This is a genomic window from Streptococcus pseudopneumoniae, assembly GCF_001072315.1.
Taxonomy (GTDB): domain Bacteria; phylum Bacillota; class Bacilli; order Lactobacillales; family Streptococcaceae; genus Streptococcus; species Streptococcus pseudopneumoniae_R.
On the sequence record NZ_JVLI01000159.1, the window covers coordinates 1 to 19,673 of the forward strand.

Below are 19,673 nucleotides of genomic sequence, written 5' to 3' on the forward strand. Positions count from 1 at the left end.
CATTCTGTTCCCTACACCATCTAAACTGCACAAAAAAGAGAGGTCTTGCCTCTCTTGGGGTTATTTTTCATCATTCATTTTTGACTTTACTTCATCATAAGATAATGCATGAGATTCCTCTTCTACGGTTTCAGGCATCTTTCCTGTTTCATAAAGAGCTTTAATTTGTGTACTATCCAATGTTTCGTATTTCAATAGTGCTTCTGCAATCAACTTGTGAGTTTCACGATTTGACTGAATAATTTCAGCAGCTTTATTTCGTGCCTCATTCAATAATGAACGAACCTCTTCGTCAATTTCATAAGCTGTTTGTTCTGAAATTGATTTTTGAGGGCTTTGTGCTCCAAACATAGCATGATTACCCTCATATTGAACTGGGCCAAGTTTTTCACTCATACCGTACTCTGTAACCATTGCACGCGCCATTTGTGTCGCTTGTTCAAAGTCGTTTGAAGCTCCTGTAGTTTGGACATTAAAGATAATTTCTTCAGCTACACGTCCACCCATTAAGCCAGCCAATTGCTCTTTCATATCTTCTTTAGATAGAAGCATTTGGTCTTCCTTAGGAAGTGCAATCATATAACCGCCTGCACGTCCACGTGGTACGATAGTAACTTTATGTACAACACGGGCATTCGACAAAACTAGACCAACAATGGTATGTCCTGCTTCATGGTAGGCAACCAATTCACGTTCTTTTTGTGAAACAGTCTTATCTTTCTTAGAAGGTCCAGCAATAACTCTATCTTCTGCTTCATCAATATCTGAGGCATCAATTATCGATTTATTGCGACGAGCAGCAACTAAAGCCGCTTCATTCAAGACATTCTCTAAATCAGCACCAACAAAACCTGGAGTTTGTTGAGCAACTAATTTCAAATCTACATCTTCTGCTAAAGGCTTGTTCTTAGCATGAACTTTCAAGATTGCTTCACGACCTTTAACATCAGGACGGCCAACCAATACTTTTCTATCAAAACGTCCTGGACGCAGAAGGGCAGGGTCAAGTACATCTGAACGGTTTGTCGCAGCAATGACAATAATCCCTTCATTTCCCTCAAAACCATCCATTTCAATCAAGAGTTGGTTCAAGGTTTGTTCACGTTCGTCATTTCCTCCGCCAAGACCAACTCCACGTTGACGTCCAACAGCATCAATTTCATCGATAAAGATGATAGCTGGCGCTGCTTTTTTGGCATCTTCAAAAAGAGAACGAACACGACTAGCTCCAACTCCGACAAACATTTCTACAAAGTCAGAACCTGAGATACTAAAGAATGGAACGCCTGCTTCTCCGGCGACTGCCTTAGCAAGCAATGTCTTACCTGTTCCCGGAGGTCCCTCCAAAAGAACACCTGCTGGAATCCGGGCTCCAAGTTTTGTAAATCGTTTTGGATCTTTTAAGAATTCAACAACTTCAACCAGTTCTTGTTTTTCTTCCTCAGCTCCAGCAACATCTGAAAATCTTACTTTAATATCTTCTTTATTTGCAGCTTTAGCCTTACTACGTCCAAAACTCATTGGATTACGGCCATTTCCTCCTCCCATATTTCCCATCATAGAGAATAGGAAGAAGAAAAGAATCCCAAATGGTACAATGGATACGAGTAGATTAATCCACATACCACTTGAACTTTCATGCTTAACAGTTACTTCCGCTTTATGATCAGAAGCAAGCTTTTGCAATTCTGATACTGTGGTATCAGAGGGAAGAATAATACTTGAAAATTTCTCTACTGTTGTAACAGATGGAGAAAAGAACTGAATGCCTGTTTCTTCTTTACTTGTTTTAGGATTTTTATAGACACCCGAAACTTCGATAACACTGCCATTTGGTTGGTAGGTTAATTCTTTTACATTGTCATCGGTAATTTCTTTTACCAATTCTGTATAATTAATTTGCTCACTTTTCCCTGCAACACTACCTGTACTAAAATACTGGTAAGCTGTAACTAGGAAAAAAATAAGTAATAACCATAGAAAAGGATTTTTAATTAAACCATTATTTTGTTTTTTCATTAAAAATTATTCTTTCTAATTTGAATACACTTCTTCTTTCAATACTCCAACATAAGGAAGGTTACGATAATTTTCTTTGTAGTCTAAACCATAACCTACTACAAACTCATTTGGGATAGTAAAGCAGGTATAGTCTGCCTCAATTTCTACAACACGTCCTTCTGGTTTATCCAACAAGGTTGCAATGTTAACAGAAGCTGCTTCTCTTGCAATAAACATATCTCGCAAATTCTTCAAAGTTTGACCTGTATCAATGATATCTTCTACAAATAGAACATGTCTTCCTTTGATATCTTGAGTCACATCTTGTTTAATATTGATAACACCACTACTTGCTGTTCCACCATGGTAGCTAGAAACCATCATGAAGTCCATTTCAATATGTGTATCAATATGTTTGACCAATTCAGCCATAAAAGGAATAGATCCTTTTAAAATCCCAACTAAAATTGGATTTTTTCCTGCATAGTCCTTAGTTAATTGAGCACCTAATTTTTTAGCAGCTTCTGTAATTTCATCGTGTGAAACGAGGATTTTTTTAATATCATTTTCTAACATTTTTTTACCTATCTATTTTTTCTATATAAAGTACAGTGTTCATTATATCATTTTTCGTGTTTTTACTCAAATTACTGGTCGCAATTCCCAAAATTGAGACAATTTCACCAAATTGCTCAATAATCAGAGCAGATTTTCGCTTTTCCATAGGGATTTTCAAATCAATAAATAGACGTCTGAGTTTTTTTCTATGCCCATTTTGAATCAAAAAATCTCCTCTTTTTCGATGACGAATGTGTATTGATGTTTCCCGTGAAACAGGTATTCGCTGAATTGATTCACCTTCTAAAGGAAGTCCAAAGGAAAATAAATAACCTTGATAAGATACCTGATTTTGATAGTGTAACACAAGTTCATCTTCCTTTTCATCAGCCTGCGGACTGATTTTACAAATCTGAAACTGTTGATACTCTTTTATCAATTCATAGCCATTTTTAAGCAGATGACGATACTGGCTTTTAGTTTTTAAAATTTGCATAACTTCATCAAACTGCGCTTTTGTAAGATTCAAATCTGGAAAACGATTCAGATAAGTTTGAAGTAAAACTCTTTGTGTCGACTCAGAGTAAGACAATAGCTGCTCTAAATTTTCTACATCAATATTCTTTGATAATTCAGCTATAGCTAAGTCATAATCTAAAATTTCATTACCGATACTTAAGATTGAATCTCTAAATCGAGGATTTTCTTTTTCTAATTCTGGTAAATAAGAATTTCGAATACGATTTCGAAAATAATGATTTTTCTTATTTGATGTATCTTCAAAGTGAAAAATTGGTGGAAAGTCTTTTTTCTGAAAATGCAAGAAGGGACGAATGATTTCTATCACTCCGACTACTTGCTTCTCCTTAATTCCTGATAGATAGCGCAAACGAGTGCCTCGAATCAAACGCATCAAAATCGTTTCCACCTGGTCATCAGCATGGTGGGCAGTAACTAAAGCTGTCGCACCTGTCTTTTTCATGACCTCTTGAAAAAAATCATAACGAAAATGTCGAGCACGCGCTTCTGAAAATTCTCCTGAAAAATCGCTGATATAAATAGGAAGCTCTGCTTCAGCAGCCAACTTCCTTAATTCCTTTTCTTCCCAATCTGATTCTACTCTCTGCTTATGATTCACATGAGCTAGAATCAATTCAATTTCTAACTCTTTTTGATACGTAGATAACACCTTAAATAGAAACATAGAATCTAGTCCACCAGAAAGAGCTAGCACCACCTTAGTATGCTTTTTGAAATATCCCTTCTTGAGAAAATGATTTAAAAAATCTTGTTCCCTCATTTTAGAACCTCATAAACATCCTGAGCTATCTGAGAAATTGTATCATAATCAGAATTCTTAGTGAAAATAGAAAGAATAAATGGAGAATCTGCGTAGACAACACCCGTATCATGCTTAAATTCGTCCGCATCCCCAATTTTATGAGCTACCTTCACAGAAACACCTTTGGCAATTCGCTGATTATCAAAATCTGTTTTAGTCAAAGACTCTAGCACAAATCCATTTTGATTATAAATAGCTTCCATGATCTTCCCGGCCATCTTGGAAGAAATCAATTTTTCTTTTGGATCCCAATCATCTCCCATAATGGCAGACATCTTGGATTTGAATGTGGAATCAGATTGGTTTGAAATGTAATAACCCAATATGTTATGAGCTACATTATCCGATTCTTTTGATACTTTTGTGATTAAGTCCTTGAGAGAATACTCTTTATTATCCTCTTTTTTAGGAAGACTACCACTTCCCTCTGGTTTATAAGAACCTGGAAAATCATTGACTGCAGATACGTATTTTACAGTCGTATCTAACTGATACAGACCCTCATTTATTTTTTCTTGCGTATAGTAGAGATAAGGTAGTTTTAAAACACTAGCTGCATACATCTTTTCATCTTGATTGATACCAGCTTCTTTTCCAGTAGTCAGTTGCTTAACATAAATAGAGAATGAATCCTTCTGATATTTTTCAGATAACATTTCTTGAACTTTACTCATCCGATTATCTTCTTCAGAAGTTGATTCTTTAGCTACCCATCCAGCCTGATCAATATGTAGAAATTCTTTTCCTTCTACAAACATGATCTTATTGATTGATACTTGCGAATAAGCTGATAAGGATGATTTCACTTCTTTTAAATCATAAGGGCTATTATACAGTTTAAAGTCAGATTCTAACCATACTTTTTTTATTGTAGGAGTTACCTCTGACTGGTCATATAAAAATCGTTTGTCTGCAGCTATAAATTGATGGTTAGATAACTTAAATACCGGAATTCCTTGTTTATTTAAGCGCCACTCAGTTATTTGGAAACTTGTTTTGGGAGTCAATTTTCCAGATTCCACTACTAAATCTTCATTCGCATAAACAGGAACCTCTCCATAAATCATGGGAGAACTTAATTTTTCTCTAAAATAAATACCAAAGTCAGATTGTGAAAGGTAATAAATTTCTTTCGAAGTATAGACGACTTCTTTTTCTGTGCTAACGACTTTTGAAATGGTCAAAAAACTTGGTAGCAACAAAATAATTAAGAATTTACGCATTCTTCCTTTCCTTTTCTTCTTGTAAACGCAATAATTGATTTTTATCAGCCAACTCTTCCAGCTTTTCATCTGATAAACTCAAAAATTTCTCAATTACGTCTAGTAAATTTTCCATTTTATCACCTTTGAAGCAAGTCAGGAATCGTATAAACTATTTCCCTCGACTTAGAATAATAGTACTTCGCTCGTGTATATTTGGCAGCATAATCCTCATCTTTCAACTTGGTAGCAAATGCTGTCTCCTTATCCTTTTCATCACTCAAAGTTTGATACTGAGTTTGCAATTCTGATAATTGCTGACGTCTTTGGAGTAATTGCTGATAACTCTGCGCTAAATTAAAAGTTGGCAAGATAAATAATAGCATAATCAAAATCAATACCCACCCCATAAAACGATTCCGTTTTTGTCGTTCTTTCATCAGGTAGCGACGACGTTGATATTCATTTTGAATAAAAGAATTATTCAATTGTACAATATTTTTAGACATTTTCTTCTACCCGTGTTTCACTGATAATTTCATACATGCCTGCTGCATCTTCTTTTTTTGTACTATCTTTCATCTCTAGTACTTTGACAAGTAGCAACTTATTGCCAAAGCGAATTTCAACTTGGTCATTAACTTTCAAATCCGTTGAACTTTTGGCCAAGATTCCATTCACCTTGATTCTGCCTTTATCTGCTACTTCTTTTGCGACTGTACGACGCTTGATAATTCTTGATACTTTTAAATATTTGTCTAATCTCATCCTTATTACCTCAACTTATTATTGTACCATTTTTATCTATTTTATAGAAGAAAAATATCAAATGGCATTTTCTTCCTTCGACTCTTTTATCTCTAATAAACTTTCTCCAAAAATTATCAGACTTTCTAAAATTTCATAATCTTTCTTATTTCGGACATCAAATACAAGCTCCATTAATCCCTTATTCTCAGCGATGCCCGCTTTTAAGTTCGTTGCGGATAAAGCTTTAAAATAATCTTGAGCTAAAAACAGTCGTTGAGTGACTTTTTCAAATTGAACTGTAATTTTATTATCTTTTCTTTCCACACGTTGAACAAAGACCTTGTCCAAATATGACTTAACCAAACCAATCTCTAAAAGATAGGCTACCACATCTGGGTATTCTCCAAAGCGGTCCAGCAGCTCTTCTTGTAACTCTTCGTAATTGATACGGTTGTCAATTTGACGAATTTTCTTGTAAATTTCAATCTTATGTCGTTGATCAGAAATATAAGTATCAGGAAGATAGGCATCAATTTGTAAAATCAATTCGGCATTACCTTTGGTTCTTGTATTCCCATTACCATGTCGTTTAGCAATAGCTTCCTCTAGTAACTGCGAATACAATTCAAAACCAACAGAATCAATGAAACCAGACTGGGATTTTCCTAGGAGATTCCCTGCTCCACGAATCGAAAGATCTCGCATCGCAATCTTAAATCCGGATCCCAATTCTGTAAATCCTTTAATCGCTTCTAACCTCTTCTCAGAGACTTCACTGATTGATTTTTCTGGACGATACATGAGATAGGCATAAGCAATACGATTACTACGACCGACTCTTCCTCTTAACTGATACAAGGTTGACAAGCCCATATGATCCGCATTCTCAATAAATAAAGTATTGGCATTTGGAATGTCCACCCCTGTCTCAATAATGGTAGTCGTTACTAAAATATCGTATTGTCCTTCAATGAAGTCTAATAGAGTATTTTCCAACTGAATCTCACTCATTTGCCCATGAACATAGCCAATCGAAGCCTCTGGAATCAACTCCTGTAATTCGGAAACCTTCTGGTCAATCGTGTCAACTTTATTGTAAAGATAGTAAACTTGACCTCCACGCTCCATTTCACGCAAAACAGCATCACGAATGACACTCTCATTCTTTTCCAAAACATAGGTTTGCACTGGATAACGATTAGTCGGCGGAGTTTCAATAACAGACAAATCTCTGATTCCCAGCATAGACATATGGAGGGTACGAGGGATTGGCGTAGCTGTCAAAGTTAGAACATCCACTTGTTTCTTCAGTTCTTTCAAGGTTTCCTTATGCTTGACACCAAATCGCTGTTCCTCATCAATAATCATCAAGCCTAAATCAGCAAACACAACATCTTTTGACAAAACACGATGTGTTCCAATTAAAATATCAACTTGACCGTTTTTCAATTTTTCAAGTGTTTCAGTCTGCTCTTTTTTACTTCTAAAGCGACTCAACACATCAATATTAACTGCAAAATTTTGGAATCGTTCCTTAAAATTCGTATAGTGCTGTTGCGCTAAAACCGTCGTCGGAACTAGAACGACAACCTGTTTGTGATCATTGACTGCCTTAAAGGCTGCACGCATAGCAACTTCAGTCTTTCCAAAACCAACATCCCCAACTAAAAGTCGATCCATTGGCTGAGAAGTCTGCATATCTCTCTTGATTTCCTCAACACTACGAAGTTGATCATCCGTTTCAACATAAGGAAAGGCATCATCAAAAGCATGTTGATCTTCATCATCAGCTGAAAAAGCAAAACCCTTCAACTGACTACGCTCAGAATAAAGTTTGATTAAATCGTCAGCTATATCCTCTACCTGATTCTTAACTTTTTGCTTGGCTTTTTTGAAATGACCGTCATTTAATTTATTGAGTTTAGGAGCTTTCCCATCACTTGAAATATATTTAGACAGTAGATGAATCTGTTCTACTGGGATAGAAATTTGATCACCATTTTGGTATTGGACGCTAACATAATCGCGGTGAATCCCTTTGATTTCAATGGTTTCAATTCCTAGGTATTGACCAATTCCATGAATGTGGTGAACAACGTAGTCCCCTTTTTCAAGTTCATTATAATCTTTTAAGCGCTCTGCATTCGAAACATGTTGTCTTCGAAAACGACGTTTCAATTTCTTTTGAAAAATCTCATGTTCAGTTATCAATAAAATCTTTTCATCTACAAAATGAAAACCATGTCTGAGATTTCCCTCAATTAAGTTTACAGATTCTTTACAAATACTTGACTTATCTCTGGAATCCATTTTAATCTGGTATTCCTCTAAAACATCTTCCAATGTTTTACTTCCCATTGAATTGCTAGACTGCAGAATAATGGTGTAATCCATTTTTTTATATCGTTCAATTTCTTCTTTTAGAAAAGAAAACTGATTGAAAAACTCCTGCATAGGATATTGATTAAATTGATAAATTTGATCAAACTTGAGATTTCCTAACCCCTTTTGCATATTAGAGAAAAAGGTAACCGGACTCTGTTTTTTATAGATTTTCTCAGTATCTGCAAAATACTGCATCTCAGAAAATGCTTTACCGCTCTGTAACTCTTCTGTAAAGTATTGCGCTAACTCTCTTTCAAATACTTCATACTGATTCATCAATTTCTGATAATCATCAAAGAATATTGGTATATCTTTTTCAATATAATCAAAAACAGTCCATGTCTTATCATAACACAAAGATAAAAATTTCCTTGAATCAGAATGCATTTTTTTTTGGTGAAAACTTGAAAGAATTTCTTCTAGGTATGATTTTAAAATAGGTGATAACGTTTTTGAAATTTGTTTTTCTAAAGCTGACTGTCCTCGTTGATAATCTTCTTCTCTTATGAGAATATCGCTAGCTGGAAAGATGATAAGTTCTGACTGATTTTCTTTCGATAATTGTGTTTCGACTTCAAAAGTACGAATTCCATCTACTTCATCACCAAAAAACTCAATTCGGTAAGGTTCTAACTGAGATATTTCAAAAATATCTAAAATATCTCCTCGAAGACTAAATTCTCCTTGAGTTTGTACTTGTGTAACCTTTCGATAACCAATTTCCTTTAACTGATGGATAAGCGCATGTTGGTCATATTCTTCACCAACTGCAATTTTTATAATACTTTCTTTAAATACAGTTGAAGAGGGTAAAATCAGTCGACTTGCTGCGATATTACAAACTAAAATCCCTCTCTTAGATGAATCAGTCAAAAAACGCAAGGCTTCAACCCGTGAAATGATTTTTTCTTGTGAAGACATCAAAAACTCCACCATAGGAGTATCATCTACCAAAAATGGATAGACAAGTTCCTCACCCAAGATAGATAGAAGATCACTAACAAGTCCTTCTGCTTCTCCATAAGTTGACGTCAGTAACACAATCTTATCTTCTTTTTCTAAACTGCTTGCAATTGCAAGAGCCTTAGTAGACGTTGATAAACCAAGTATTAGTTGTCTTTTCTTATCTGTTAAACTTTGATGCCACTTTTTTATCTGATCATTTTCTGAGAATAAATCTAATAAGGTCACCATTTATCCATTATACCTCTGCATTGTTTTCTCAAAATTTTTCTCTTGTAAATAGTAGTTTACAGAATCGTCAACTTTGTCAATAGACTGTAAAATACCGATATAATCATCCTTGTCAAAGATACTCAAAACATGGTGAACAACTGACATACCATTTTTAGGTCTTCCGATTCCAATCTTAACACGATTAAAGGTCTGAGTCCCTATATGTTGAATAATAGACTTAATGCCATTGTGACCACCTGCTGAGCCTTTTGCTCTTAAACGAATCTTTCCAACTTCCATGTCAAGATCATCGTAAATGATGAGTAAATCTTCAATATCTAAACCATAGTAAGTCAATAAAGCATGAACCGCTTTTCCACTTTCATTCATAAATGTCGTTGGTTTAACAAGATAAATTTTTTCTCCATTGAAGAAAAAAGATGCTAGATCAGCTTGAAATATCTTATCGTGTGTAAAAGTGACATTCTGTTTCTTCGCTAGTTGATCAATCAACATAAAACCAACATTGTGTTTTGTTTCAAAATATTTATCCCCTGGATTTCCCAAGCCTACAAGTAATTTGGTCATTTATTTTTCCTTTCAAAAGCCAAAAGGGTTGGAATTTTTTTCCAACCTAATTGACACCATTTATTAATTTTTTAGACATTAAAGCGGAATTCCATGATATCGCCATCTTGAACGATATATTCTTTTCCTTCTTCACGCAAGCGTCCAGCTTCTTTTACGGCCTTTTCAGATCCGTATTTCACTAAATCCTCATATGACATGGTTACTGCACGAATAAATCCTTTTTCAAAGTCTGAGTGGATAATCCCAGCTGCTTGAGGAGCCTTCATACCACGTTTGAAAGTCCAAGCGCGAACTTCTTTTTCACCAGCTGTGAAGTAAGTTCCCAATCCAAGCAAGTGGTAAGCTGCACGCGTCAACTTATCTACACCTGATTCTGTCAAACCAAGAGCTTCAAGAAACTCTTGCTTGTCTTCTTCGTCTAACTCAGAAATTTCTTCCTCAGCACGCGCAGAAATGACGACTACTTCAGCATTTTCTGTCGCTGCAAATTCACGAATTTGTTTGACATAGTTGATAGAGTCAGGTTCTGAAACCACATCCTCGTCAACATTAGCAACATAGAGCACTGGTTTAGTCGTCAAAAGGAAGAGACCTTTGACAACTTTTTGTTCTTCATCTGTAAATTCGATTGTACGAGCTGATTTCCCATCTTCAAGGACTGGTTTAATCTTTTGAAGAACATTGAATTCTGCTACTGATTCTTTATCTTTTTGCGTACGTGCCATCTTTTCTACACGCGCATATCGTTTGTTCACTGATTCTAAGTCAGCAAGAATCAATTCCAGATTAATTGTGTCAATATCTGCAAGTGGATCCACAAAGGCGTCTTCACGTCCTTGCTCTCGCATAACATTTTCATCATCAAAAGCACGAACTACATGAACAATCGCATCTACTTCACGGATATTGGCCAAGAATTTATTCCCTAGTCCTTCTCCTTTTGAAGCTCCTTTTACAATCCCTGCAATATCTGTAAATTCAAATGTTGTTGGAACTGTCTTTTTAGGAGTAATCATTTCAGTTAGTTTTTGTAGGCGTTCATCTGGAACTTCCACCATTCCAACGTTTGGGTCAATAGTCGCAAATGGGTAGTTAGCTGCCTCTGCTCCTGCTTTTGTAATTGCATTAAATAGTGTTGATTTACCAACGTTTGGCAAACCAACGATACCTGCTGTTAAAGCCATATTTTCTCATTCTCCGTTTTTATTTCAATCCCTAATATTATAACACAAAAAGGGAAAACTTGCTAACCCTCTAACTAAGGGTTTTCAGTCAATAATTTTATTCATTTTTCGATCAAAATCATAGCGTCCCATCATGACAACATGGTCACAATTACTGCATTTGATTTTGATATCTGCCCCTACACGTGTAATTTCCCAACGATTGGCTTTTTTACCAGTTGACTTGATAGTACAAGCATGTGGTTTTTTCATCTCAACAAAATTTCCAACTTGATACATACTACTCTCCTTTTCTTTTTCGATTATATCATAAAAGAGGCGAGCTAGGCTCAACCTCTTTAACTTAATTTGTACGAACTGGGGTAATAAGTTGCATGAAGTCCTCGTCAGTATCTGCTGGCACAAGAGTAAATGGGCGAACAGCTGAGATAAAGCTAATGGTCACCTTTTCGCTATTTAAAGCCTTGAGGGAATCAATCAAATAAGTTGGATTGAAACTAATGGTCAAATCTTCACCAGTAACCTGATCAGTATCGATTTCTTCGTTTACTTTACCAACTTCTGGAGAGTGAACATGAGCGCTAACAACCCCATCTTTAATTTCAAGTTTCACAGTACCATTTTGAGTCGCACTTGATAAAAGACGAGCACGTTCCATTGACTGGCGTAAGTTTACCACATCAAAAGTAATTGTAGTGTTAAAGTCTGTTGGAATCAAACGATCTGTATCAGGATAGTTACCTTCTAACAAACGAGTATAGAAGCTAATATTTTCGCTTCTAAAGAGGATTTGATTGTTGGCAAAGAAAATCTCTACAGTTTCAATATCGTCTGTAAATACTGCTGAAAATTCGCGTAGAGAACGGCTAGGAATGACAACATCAAAATCATCACTATTTTTCTCAAGCGTTAATTTTTTCTGGCTTAGACGATGAGAGTCTGTTGCCACTGTTTTTAACTCTTTGTGTTGACTCAATACAAAATGAACACCTGTCAAAATTGGACGACTCTCTTGTGTACTTGCAGCAAAAGCTGTTTCATTAATAATTTTCTTGAGCAATTTTGTTTCAAGAACCAAAGGAGTGCTTGCTGAAATTTCTTGGATTCGTGGATATTGTTCACTATCTTTTCCTTTTAGGGTAATTTCTGATTTACCGCTGGTTAAAACAATTTGATTTTGTTCAATTTCTTTAAAATCAAGAGTCACATCAGGTAGACTAGATACAACATTGATGAAGAAAGAAGCTTCAAGAAGGATCGAACCTAAAGAAGTAATTAACAAACCAGCATCTTCATTTTTTTGAGAAATAAAATTTTCAATTGAAATTTGACCATTTGAACCAATTAAAGTAACACCTTCATTGGTTACGTCAATTTTTACGGTTGATAAAATAGGAATGGCATTTTTAGAGCTAATAGCTCTCTTAGTAGTATTTAAGGCTTGTAGAAATAAATTTTTATTAATTGAAAAATGAATCATGGATTCTCCTTTATTTATTTTTAGTATTAGAAGGATAATAGTAATAATAGAGTCTGTGAAATCTGTGGAAAACAGACTAAAAGTAAGGCATACCTAGTTTTTGGGCTTGTTTAAAAAATGTGGATAAAAAAGATAATAAAGTAAAAGTTATCCACAAGTTATTTGATTTTCTTTTTGATGGATTCAATTTCTAAACGTAAATTATCGTCTTCATCAATCAAAGATTTAATTTTTGCATGGGCATGAATGACTGTTGTATGATCTTTTCCACCAAATTCCTTCCCAATTTTTGGAAGACTATTATCTGTTAGTTCTCTAGATAAATACATGGCTACTTGACGGGCCAAAACGATATTTTGAAGGCGTCTGCTTCCCTTCATTTCTTTGACGCTAACACCATAAAAGTTACCAACTTCATTTTGGATTTTGTCAATTGGGATGACGAGCATTTGGCTAACATCTTGTTTGCGAGCTCTAATGGCTTCTGCAGCAATATCAATAGTGATATCCTTGATGTTTTTTACTCGGGCAATTAAAGTGATGTCGTTGATAGCTCCCTCAAGATCTCGAACATTTGAATCAAATTGCCCAGCTAGGTATTCTAGAGTATCACTTTGGAAATTGTAGCCTAAATGTTCCGTTTTACTTTGTAAAATGGCAATACGTGTTTCAAAGTCAGGGGGTGTGATAGTTTGTGTTAATCCCCAACTAAAGCGCGTGACAAGCCTCTCCTCGAGCCCTTCTAGATGTTTTGGACTTCGATCACTGGTTAGGACAATCTGTTTTTGCTTGTCATGAAGGGCGTTAAAGGTATTGAAAAATTCTTCCTGAGTTGCAACTTTTTTTCCGCTGAGTGACTGGATATCATCGATTAACAAAAGATCAAGACTACGATAGGTTTTTTTAAACTTTTCCATTTCCCCAAGTCTTAGGTGATCAAGAAAGTCATTAATAAAGCTTTCAGCAGGTATGTATTTGACACGCGCATTTGGAATATTTTTTAGAATTTCATTTCCAATAGCGTTCAACAGGTGAGTCTTACCAAGCCCAGGTCCTCCATAGATAAAAAGAGGATTATAGGTCAGAGCCAAATCTTCAGAGACAGCCAAAGCGGCTGATACTGCCCAAACATTTCCATCCCCTTGAATAAAGTTATCAAAGGTATACTTTTCTTTTAATCCCGTATCCGAATAAGGAATAGATGCTAACTTTGGACTATAGTCATAAAGAGTTGAATTTGTATCTTCTTCAACTTGTGAGGTAGTCGTATTTTGAGGTTTAGTGAAAATATAGTGGGGAGTTATCTCAGCATCATAAATTTCAAATCCAGCAACTACAATAATATCTTTTAGTTGTTTTTCCCAGACCATTTCCATTTCAGATCGTGGTAAAAATATAGTGGCAACATTTTCCTCTACCTTAATGAGTTCAGCTTGAATAGCATAGAAATCATACATGGATCGAGTCAGTCTTTCTTGAGCAAATTCTAATATACGATTCCAAAATTGTTTTTCTTTCAATCATTCCTCCTCCTTTACTATTTAAAAGTTTAATGCTAGACTTATTTTACCATAGATAGTAAGAATTTTCCACAAGCTGTGAAAAATAATCCACAATGTTATCAAGTTTTATCCACAGGTTGGGGATAAAGTCAGAAACTATTGATTTATTAAGCTTTTTATTGAAAAATATAGTGGATAACCTTGTGAGATAAAAAAATAAAAGAACAGCCTTATTTCAGGCTGTTGATAATTCTACTGTATTCTTCTTGGTTTGAAAAAGAAATAATGATTTTTCCACTATCTTTTTTAGATAGTTTGATTTCTACATCTAATCCGAGTAGTTTTTTTAACTGTTCTTCTTCATTTTGTATGAAATGATCATTTTTTTGCAGTTTCTTTTGTTTTTTCTCTGTCAGAAGAGCTTCTAACTTCCTTACAGAAATATCTTCTTCTATAATCCGTTGAAAGAAATAGTCTTGTTGTTCCTTATTCAACCCAACTAGAGAACGTGCATGGGCTTGTGATAGTTTGCCATTTTCTACTTCTGAGAGGATTTGTTCTGGCAAGGAAAGCAAACGAATGGAGTTGCTGATATAAGGACGAGACTTGCCCATTTTATCTGCAATTTCAGCATGGGTAAATCCTTTCTCTACAAGAGATTCATAGGCGCGTGCTTCTTCTATTGGATTCAAATTTTCTCTCTGTAAATTTTCAATGATGGACTGGACCATCATCTCTTGGTCTGAAAGTTGTTTAACAACAGCTGGGATAGACCTTAGACCAGCTAAAAGTGAAGCACGATAGCGTCTCTCTCCTGCAAGGATTTCATAACCAATCACAGGAGATTGACGAACAATAATCGGTTGAATGACCCCATTTTCTTTGATAGACTGTGCTAGTTCATCTAGTTTTTCTCTATCAAATTCTTTTCGAGGTTGATAGGGATTTTTTTGTATATCTGTGATAGAAATTATTTCAAATTTTTCCATGATTCTACACTAACACATCTTTTCTCTTATGTAAAGTTTTCTTTACATAGATGTCAATTAAGATTCTAAATCACCTGAACTCTTGTCAAGTTTAATAGATGTAGTTTCTTCTTTACTGTTACGATAGTAGGTTATCTTAATGGTGTCTCCGATAGAATGATTGTAAAGAGCACTTTGTAAGTCTGTTGATGAAGCAATGTCTTTGTCATCTACTTTTGTAATCACATCGTATTTTTCAAGGTGACCATTGGCAGGCATATTACTTTGCACAGAACGAACAACTACACCAGATGTTACACTGCTTGGAATATTCAGTCTTCTAATATCACTTGTATTAATATTTGAGAGATTGACCATTTGGATACCCAAAGCTGGACGCGTCACTTTTCCGTTCTTTTCCAACTGTTCAATAATATTGATAGCATCATTTGCAGGGATTGCAAAACCAAGACCTTCTACAGAGGTTCCTCCATTTGTGGCAATTTTACTTGAGGTAATTCCGATAACCTGTCCTTGAATATTGATTAGTGGGCCACCAGAGTTACCTGGGTTAATAGCAGTATCAGTTTGGATAGCTTTTGTAGAAATAGCTTGTCCATCTTCAGATTTTAAAGATACATTTCGATTAAGACTAGATACGATACCTTGAGTGACAGTATTAGCATATTCAGAACCTAACGGGCTACCAATAGCAATAGCAGTTTCTCCTACGGTTAACTTGCTAGAATCACCAAACTCAGCTACTGTTGTCACTTTTTCTGAAGAGATTTTGACGACAGCAATATCAGAGAAAGTGTCCGCTCCGACAATTTCTCCGGGTACTTTAGTTCCATCTGACAAACGAATATCTACTTTGCTGGCGCCATTTATAACGTGATTATTGGTGACGATGTAAGCTTCTTTGTCATTTTTTTTATAAATAACCCCAGATCCCTCACTAGAGATTTGCTGAGAATCTGTGTCAGTATCATCATTACCAAATACGCTATTTTGTCTGTTTGCTGAATAAGTAATAACTGAAACAACAGCATCTTTTACTTTGTTAACAGCCTGTGTTGTTGAATTTTCGTTCTTATAGGCAGTTTGTGTAATAGTACTATTGTTGTTAGAGTTGCTTACACTACTTTTTTGAGTTAGTTGAGCTATTGAAAAACTACCCAAGGCTCCACTAAAAAAGCTAATGACGATAACGACTAATAATTGAAACCCTTTTTTGTAAAATGTTTTTAAATGTTTCATATTTGCCTCCATATGTTTGAAATTACTGAAAGTATAAACTGACTAGCTTAATTATAACTTAAACACAAAAGTTTTTCACAGATTGTGGATAACTTTCAAAAATCTGTGGTTTTCTCGGCTAAAATTAACCTTTTATTTTGTGAATAAGATATGAAAAAAATAGAGAATATGTTAGAATAGAGTCATGAAAATTAAAGTTGTAACAGTTGGGAAACTGAAAGAAAAGTATTTAAAAGATGGCATCGCAGAGTATTCAAAACGAATTTCTCGATTTGCTAAGCTTGAAATGATTGAGCTGGCAGATGAAAAAACACCAGATAAGGCCAGTGAGTCAGAAAATCAAAAGATTTTAGAAATAGAAGGTCAGAGAATTTTATCAAAAGTTGGTGACCGTGATTTTGTTATTGCGTTAGCTATTGAAGGGAAAACTTTCTCCTCAGAAGAATTTAGTAAGCAATTAGAAGAAGCTTCTATAAAAGGATTTTCTACTCTTACCTTTATTATTGGAGGGAGTTTAGGATTATCATCAGCTGTAAAAAAGAGAGCCAACCTTTCTGTTAGTTTTGGTCGCTTAACCTTGCCCCATCAGTTAATGAGATTGGTTCTTGTTGAACAAATCTATCGCGCTTTTACGATTCAGCAGGGATCCCCCTATCATAAATAGAAAATTGACTTTTAATTGATTTTTTGGTAGAATAATTGTGTTAGGTCTCATAGCTCAGCTGGATAGAGCATTCGCCTTCTAAGCGAACGGTCGCAGGTTCGAATCCTGCTGGGATCAATATAGTAGCAAAGCTGGGAATTTTCCCGGCTTTTTTCTTAAAAAAGTACACTTGGGGAGAAAAAAATGACAGTTGAGAGAATTTTATTTAAAATGAAATTCCATTTTGTATAATAGTTTTTGTAAGTTAGCTTACAAAAAAATATTTAGGAGATTTTATTATGAAAAACACAGTTAAATTGGAACAGTTTGTAGCCTTGAAGGAAAAAGACTTGCAAAAGATTCGAGGTGGGGAGATGAGGAGAATAGATGAAAAATTAGTTGGTATATTTAATTTCTTTAGAAGAAGATAAAGGAGTAGCAGAATGGATTTTTTCTTATTAGTAGATTTGATATTATATCTTGTAATCATTTGTCACAGTTACCATTTAATTTGTAAAGGTCAAATAAAAGCAAAGGAACTATACGTTTTTGGTGCTTATACATTACTAGTAGAAGTAGTACTTGAACTTTTCTTCTATTTTCTATCTTTACATGGGTTAGGGATTGCAACATTTTTATTTCCTTTGGGGTTATATTCCTATTTTCGATGGATTAAACAGTATGAGAGGGATAGAGGACTATTCTTAAGTTTACTACTAACTCTTTTATATGAGAGCACTCATAACTTTCTGTCCGTAACTTTCTCCTCTATAACAGGAGACAATTTTGTTTTACAATATTATGGCCTATTCTTTTTCGTTGTAACGGTGTTGACTTATGTCGTTATCGTAACAATCATTCGTTATTTCCATTTGGAACTAAACTATTTTGACAAAGACTACCTATATCCTTTTTTGAAAAAAGTCTTTTTTGCTTTACTACTGCTACATATTGTATCTTTCGTTTCAGATATGGTCAGTACAATTAAACATTTGAATAGTTTTGGAAGTATTTTATCATCTATCGTCTTTATTTCTCTCCTTTTGACCTTCTTTGCAATGAATTCGCATAAAGAACAAATAGAAAAAGAGATTGCTTTGAAGCAGAAGAAATTTGAACAGAAACATTTACAAAACTACACAGATGAAATTGTCGGTCTGTATAATGAAATTCGTGGTTTTCGACATGACTATGCTGGGATGCTTGTCAGCATGCAGATGGCAATTGACAGTGGTAATTTACAGGAAATTGACAGAGTTTATAATGAAGTTTTGGTCAAAGCAAATTATAAACTGCGTTCAGATAAGTACACTTACTTTGATTTGAACAATATAGAAGATTCAGCTTTACGAAGTTTGGTTGCTCAGTCCATTGTCTATGCTCGAAATAATGGTGTAGAGTTTACACTGGAAGTAAAAGATACGATTACCAAGCTCCCAATTGAACTATTGGATTTGGTTCGTATCATGAGCGTTTTATTGAATAATGCTGTCGAAGGATCGGCCGATAGTTATAAAAAGCAGATGGAAGTAGCAGTTATTAAAATGGAAACTGAAACAGTGATTGTGATTCAGAATTCATGTAAAATGACGATGACTCCTTCAGGAGATCTATTTGCTTTAGGATTCTCTACTAAGGGAAGAAATCGCGGAGTAGGATTAAATAATGTGAAAGAACTACTAGATAAGTACAACAATATTATTTTAGAAACAGAGATGGAAGGCAGTACATTTAGACAAATTATTAGATTTAAGAGGGAATTTGAATGAAAGTTTTAATTTTAGAAGATGTTATTGAACATCAAGTGAGACTAGAGAGAATATTGGATGAAATTTCGAAAGAATCGAATATTCCAATATCATACAAGACAACAGGAAAAGTCCGTGAATTTGAAGAATACATTGAAAACGATGAAGTAAATCAGCTTTATTTCCTAGATATTGATATTCATGGAATTGAGAAAAAGGGATTTGAAGTGGCTCAGCTCATTCGTCATTACAACCCTTACGCTATTATCGTCTTTATTACCAGTCGATCAGAGTTTGCGACTCTAACCTATAAATACCAGGTATCAGCCTTAGATTTTGTTGATAAGGATATCAATGATGAGATGTTCAAGAAGAGAATTGAGCAAAATATCTTCTACACGAAGAGTATGTTGCTTGAAAATGAAGATGTTGTAGATTATTTTGACTACAATTACAAGGGAAATGATTTAAAAATTCCTTATCATGACATTCTGTATATTGAAACGACAGGGGTCTCTCATAAATTGCGCATTATTGGTAAGAATTTTGCAAAAGAGTTCTATGGAACAATGACAGATATTCAGGAAAAGGACAAACATACTCAGCGATTTTATTCTCCTCATAAATCATTTTTGGTAAATATAGGCAATATTAGAGAAATTGATCGAAAAAACTTAGAAATTGTTTTCTATGAAGACCATCGTTGTCCTATTTCAAGATTAAAAATTAGAAAATTAAAAGATATTTTAGAGAAAAAATCTCAAAAGTGATTGACAATTAGCAAGAAATTGATATAATGGTTATATCTGCTACAGATAGAAGGTCCGTTGGTCAAGGGGTTAAGACACCGCCTTTTCACGGCGGTAACACGGGTTCGAATCCC

General features: G+C 34.9%; 19 protein-coding genes and 1 tRNA gene. 5 read left to right on the forward strand and 15 right to left on the reverse strand.

What is annotated here, in order from left to right; all coding sequences use genetic code 11:
- Positions 1-60: 60 nt before the first annotated feature.
- The 15 genes from ftsH to ADH54_RS09115 form a co-directional block, all read right to left on the reverse strand.
- Entirely contained in the window at positions 61-2,019 is a 1,959-nt protein-coding gene (gene ftsH / locus ADH54_RS09045; protein ID WP_049524856.1) for an ATP-dependent zinc metalloprotease FtsH, read from the reverse strand.
- Positions 2,020-2,034: 15 nt separating this feature from the next.
- Entirely contained in the window at positions 2,035-2,577 is a 543-nt protein-coding gene (gene hpt / locus ADH54_RS09050) for a hypoxanthine phosphoribosyltransferase (protein ID WP_000892176.1), read from the reverse strand.
- A gap of 4 nt (positions 2,578-2,581) precedes the next feature.
- Positions 2,582-3,859 carry a tRNA lysidine(34) synthetase TilS gene (gene tilS / locus ADH54_RS09055; protein ID WP_001209054.1) on the reverse strand — a complete coding sequence of 426 codons (1,278 nt, stop codon included), beginning with the start codon at positions 3,857-3,859 and terminating at the stop codon, positions 2,582-2,584.
- Positions 3,856-5,124, reverse strand: a complete 1,269-nt coding sequence (locus tag ADH54_RS09060) for a serine hydrolase (protein ID WP_049524857.1) — start codon at positions 5,122-5,124, stop codon at positions 3,856-3,858. Before ADH54_RS09060 ends, tilS begins: the two co-directional genes overlap by 4 nt.
- On the reverse strand, positions 5,117-5,239 hold the full coding sequence (locus ADH54_RS12630; RefSeq protein WP_049524858.1) for an SP_0009 family protein: 123 nt from the start codon (positions 5,237-5,239) through the stop codon (positions 5,117-5,119). The genes ADH54_RS09060 and ADH54_RS12630 overlap by 8 nt, the downstream gene beginning before the upstream one ends.
- Before the next feature lie 4 nt (positions 5,240-5,243).
- Complete coding sequence (locus tag ADH54_RS09070; protein WP_000041914.1) at positions 5,244-5,612, reverse strand: septum formation initiator family protein; 369 nt, start codon at positions 5,610-5,612, stop codon at positions 5,244-5,246.
- Positions 5,605-5,871 carry an RNA-binding S4 domain-containing protein gene (locus ADH54_RS09075; protein ID WP_001234978.1) on the reverse strand — a complete coding sequence of 89 codons (267 nt, stop codon included), beginning with the start codon at positions 5,869-5,871 and terminating at the stop codon, positions 5,605-5,607. Before ADH54_RS09075 ends, ADH54_RS09070 begins: the two co-directional genes overlap by 8 nt.
- A 57-nt stretch (positions 5,872-5,928) precedes the next feature.
- Positions 5,929-9,432 (reverse strand): transcription-repair coupling factor, encoded by a 3,504-nt coding sequence (gene mfd / locus ADH54_RS09080; RefSeq protein WP_049524859.1) that lies wholly within the window; start codon positions 9,430-9,432, stop codon positions 5,929-5,931.
- Positions 9,433-10,002, reverse strand: coding sequence for an aminoacyl-tRNA hydrolase (pth, locus tag ADH54_RS09085; RefSeq protein WP_049524860.1), 570 nt, complete (start codon positions 10,000-10,002; stop codon positions 9,433-9,435).
- A 71-nt stretch (positions 10,003-10,073) separates the two neighbouring features.
- On the reverse strand, positions 10,074-11,189 hold the full coding sequence (gene ychF / locus ADH54_RS09090) for a redox-regulated ATPase YchF (RefSeq protein ID WP_049524861.1): 1,116 nt from the start codon (positions 11,187-11,189) through the stop codon (positions 10,074-10,076).
- A gap of 84 nt (positions 11,190-11,273) precedes the next feature.
- Complete coding sequence (locus tag ADH54_RS09095) at positions 11,274-11,468, reverse strand: DUF951 domain-containing protein (protein WP_000285186.1); 195 nt, start codon at positions 11,466-11,468, stop codon at positions 11,274-11,276.
- A 64-nt stretch (positions 11,469-11,532) separates the two neighbouring features.
- Positions 11,533-12,669, reverse strand: coding sequence for a DNA polymerase III subunit beta (dnaN, locus tag ADH54_RS09100; protein ID WP_000581173.1), 1,137 nt, complete (start codon positions 12,667-12,669; stop codon positions 11,533-11,535).
- Between the two features lie 158 nt (positions 12,670-12,827).
- Entirely contained in the window at positions 12,828-14,189 is a 1,362-nt protein-coding gene (gene dnaA / locus ADH54_RS09105; RefSeq protein ID WP_049524862.1) for a chromosomal replication initiator protein DnaA, read from the reverse strand.
- Positions 14,190-14,401: 212 nt separating this feature from the next.
- The gene (locus ADH54_RS09110) at positions 14,402-15,160 is read right to left on the reverse strand and encodes a ParB/RepB/Spo0J family partition protein (protein ID WP_049524863.1); all 759 of its coding nucleotides are present in this window, start codon (positions 15,158-15,160) and stop codon (positions 14,402-14,404) included.
- Positions 15,161-15,217: 57 nt separating this feature from the next.
- The gene (locus ADH54_RS09115) at positions 15,218-16,399 is read right to left on the reverse strand and encodes a S1C family serine protease (RefSeq protein ID WP_049524864.1); all 1,182 of its coding nucleotides are present in this window, start codon (positions 16,397-16,399) and stop codon (positions 15,218-15,220) included.
- 184 nt (positions 16,400-16,583) lie between these two features.
- Here ADH54_RS09115 and rlmH point away from each other — a divergent pair, with 184 nt between their 5' ends.
- From rlmH to comE, 5 genes are all read left to right on the forward strand, one after another.
- Positions 16,584-17,063, forward strand: coding sequence for a 23S rRNA (pseudouridine(1915)-N(3))-methyltransferase RlmH (gene rlmH, locus ADH54_RS09120; protein ID WP_049524865.1), 480 nt, complete (start codon positions 16,584-16,586; stop codon positions 17,061-17,063).
- Between the two features lie 43 nt (positions 17,064-17,106).
- A tRNA-Arg gene (locus tag ADH54_RS09125) sits at positions 17,107-17,180 on the forward strand.
- Between the two features lie 161 nt (positions 17,181-17,341).
- The gene (comC, locus tag ADH54_RS09130; protein ID WP_004238647.1) at positions 17,342-17,473 is read left to right on the forward strand and encodes a competence-stimulating peptide ComC; all 132 of its coding nucleotides are present in this window, start codon (positions 17,342-17,344) and stop codon (positions 17,471-17,473) included.
- 12 nt (positions 17,474-17,485) lie between these two features.
- Positions 17,486-18,811: a competence system sensor histidine kinase ComD gene (comD, locus tag ADH54_RS09135; RefSeq protein ID WP_049524866.1), complete on the forward strand. Its 1,326-nt coding sequence runs from the start codon at positions 17,486-17,488 to the stop codon at positions 18,809-18,811.
- A complete protein-coding gene (gene comE / locus ADH54_RS09140; RefSeq protein WP_000866065.1) occupies positions 18,808-19,560 on the forward strand; it encodes a competence system response regulator transcription factor ComE in 753 nt (250 codons plus the stop codon). The genes comD and comE overlap by 4 nt, the downstream gene beginning before the upstream one ends.
- Positions 19,561-19,673: the final 113 nt, after the last annotated feature.

Excerpts from the sequence above, each read along its gene's own strand:
- ftsH (WP_049524856.1), bottom strand. The coding sequence starts at position 2,019 with ATGAAAAAACAAAATAATGGTTTAATTAAAAATCCTTTTCTATGGTTA.
- hpt (WP_000892176.1), bottom strand. The coding sequence starts at position 2,577 with ATGTTAGAAAATGATATTAAAAAAATCCTCGTTTCACACGATGAAATT.
- tilS (WP_001209054.1), bottom strand. The coding sequence starts at position 3,859 with ATGAGGGAACAAGATTTTTTAAATCATTTTCTCAAGAAGGGATATTTC.
- ADH54_RS09060 (WP_049524857.1), bottom strand. The coding sequence starts at position 5,124 with ATGCGTAAATTCTTAATTATTTTGTTGCTACCAAGTTTTTTGACCATT.
- ADH54_RS12630 (WP_049524858.1), bottom strand. The coding sequence starts at position 5,239 with ATGGAAAATTTACTAGACGTAATTGAGAAATTTTTGAGTTTATCAGAT.
- ADH54_RS09070 (WP_000041914.1), bottom strand. The coding sequence starts at position 5,612 with ATGTCTAAAAATATTGTACAATTGAATAATTCTTTTATTCAAAATGAA.
- ADH54_RS09075 (WP_001234978.1), bottom strand. The coding sequence starts at position 5,871 with ATGAGATTAGACAAATATTTAAAAGTATCAAGAATTATCAAGCGTCGT.
- mfd (WP_049524859.1), bottom strand. The coding sequence starts at position 9,432 with ATGGTGACCTTATTAGATTTATTCTCAGAAAATGATCAGATAAAAAAG.
- pth (WP_049524860.1), bottom strand. The coding sequence starts at position 10,002 with ATGACCAAATTACTTGTAGGCTTGGGAAATCCAGGGGATAAATATTTT.
- ychF (WP_049524861.1), bottom strand. The coding sequence starts at position 11,189 with ATGGCTTTAACAGCAGGTATCGTTGGTTTGCCAAACGTTGGTAAATCA.
- ADH54_RS09095 (WP_000285186.1), bottom strand. The coding sequence starts at position 11,468 with ATGTATCAAGTTGGAAATTTTGTTGAGATGAAAAAACCACATGCTTGT.
- dnaN (WP_000581173.1), bottom strand. The coding sequence starts at position 12,669 with ATGATTCATTTTTCAATTAATAAAAATTTATTTCTACAAGCCTTAAAT.
- ADH54_RS09110 (WP_049524863.1), bottom strand. The coding sequence starts at position 15,160 with ATGGAAAAATTTGAAATAATTTCTATCACAGATATACAAAAAAATCCC.
- ADH54_RS09115 (WP_049524864.1), bottom strand. The coding sequence starts at position 16,399 with ATGAAACATTTAAAAACATTTTACAAAAAAGGGTTTCAATTATTAGTC.
- rlmH (WP_049524865.1), top strand. The coding sequence starts at position 16,584 with ATGAAAATTAAAGTTGTAACAGTTGGGAAACTGAAAGAAAAGTATTTA.
- comC (WP_004238647.1), top strand. The coding sequence starts at position 17,342 with ATGAAAAACACAGTTAAATTGGAACAGTTTGTAGCCTTGAAGGAAAAA.
- comD (WP_049524866.1), top strand. The coding sequence starts at position 17,486 with ATGGATTTTTTCTTATTAGTAGATTTGATATTATATCTTGTAATCATT.
- comE (WP_000866065.1), top strand. The coding sequence starts at position 18,808 with ATGAAAGTTTTAATTTTAGAAGATGTTATTGAACATCAAGTGAGACTA.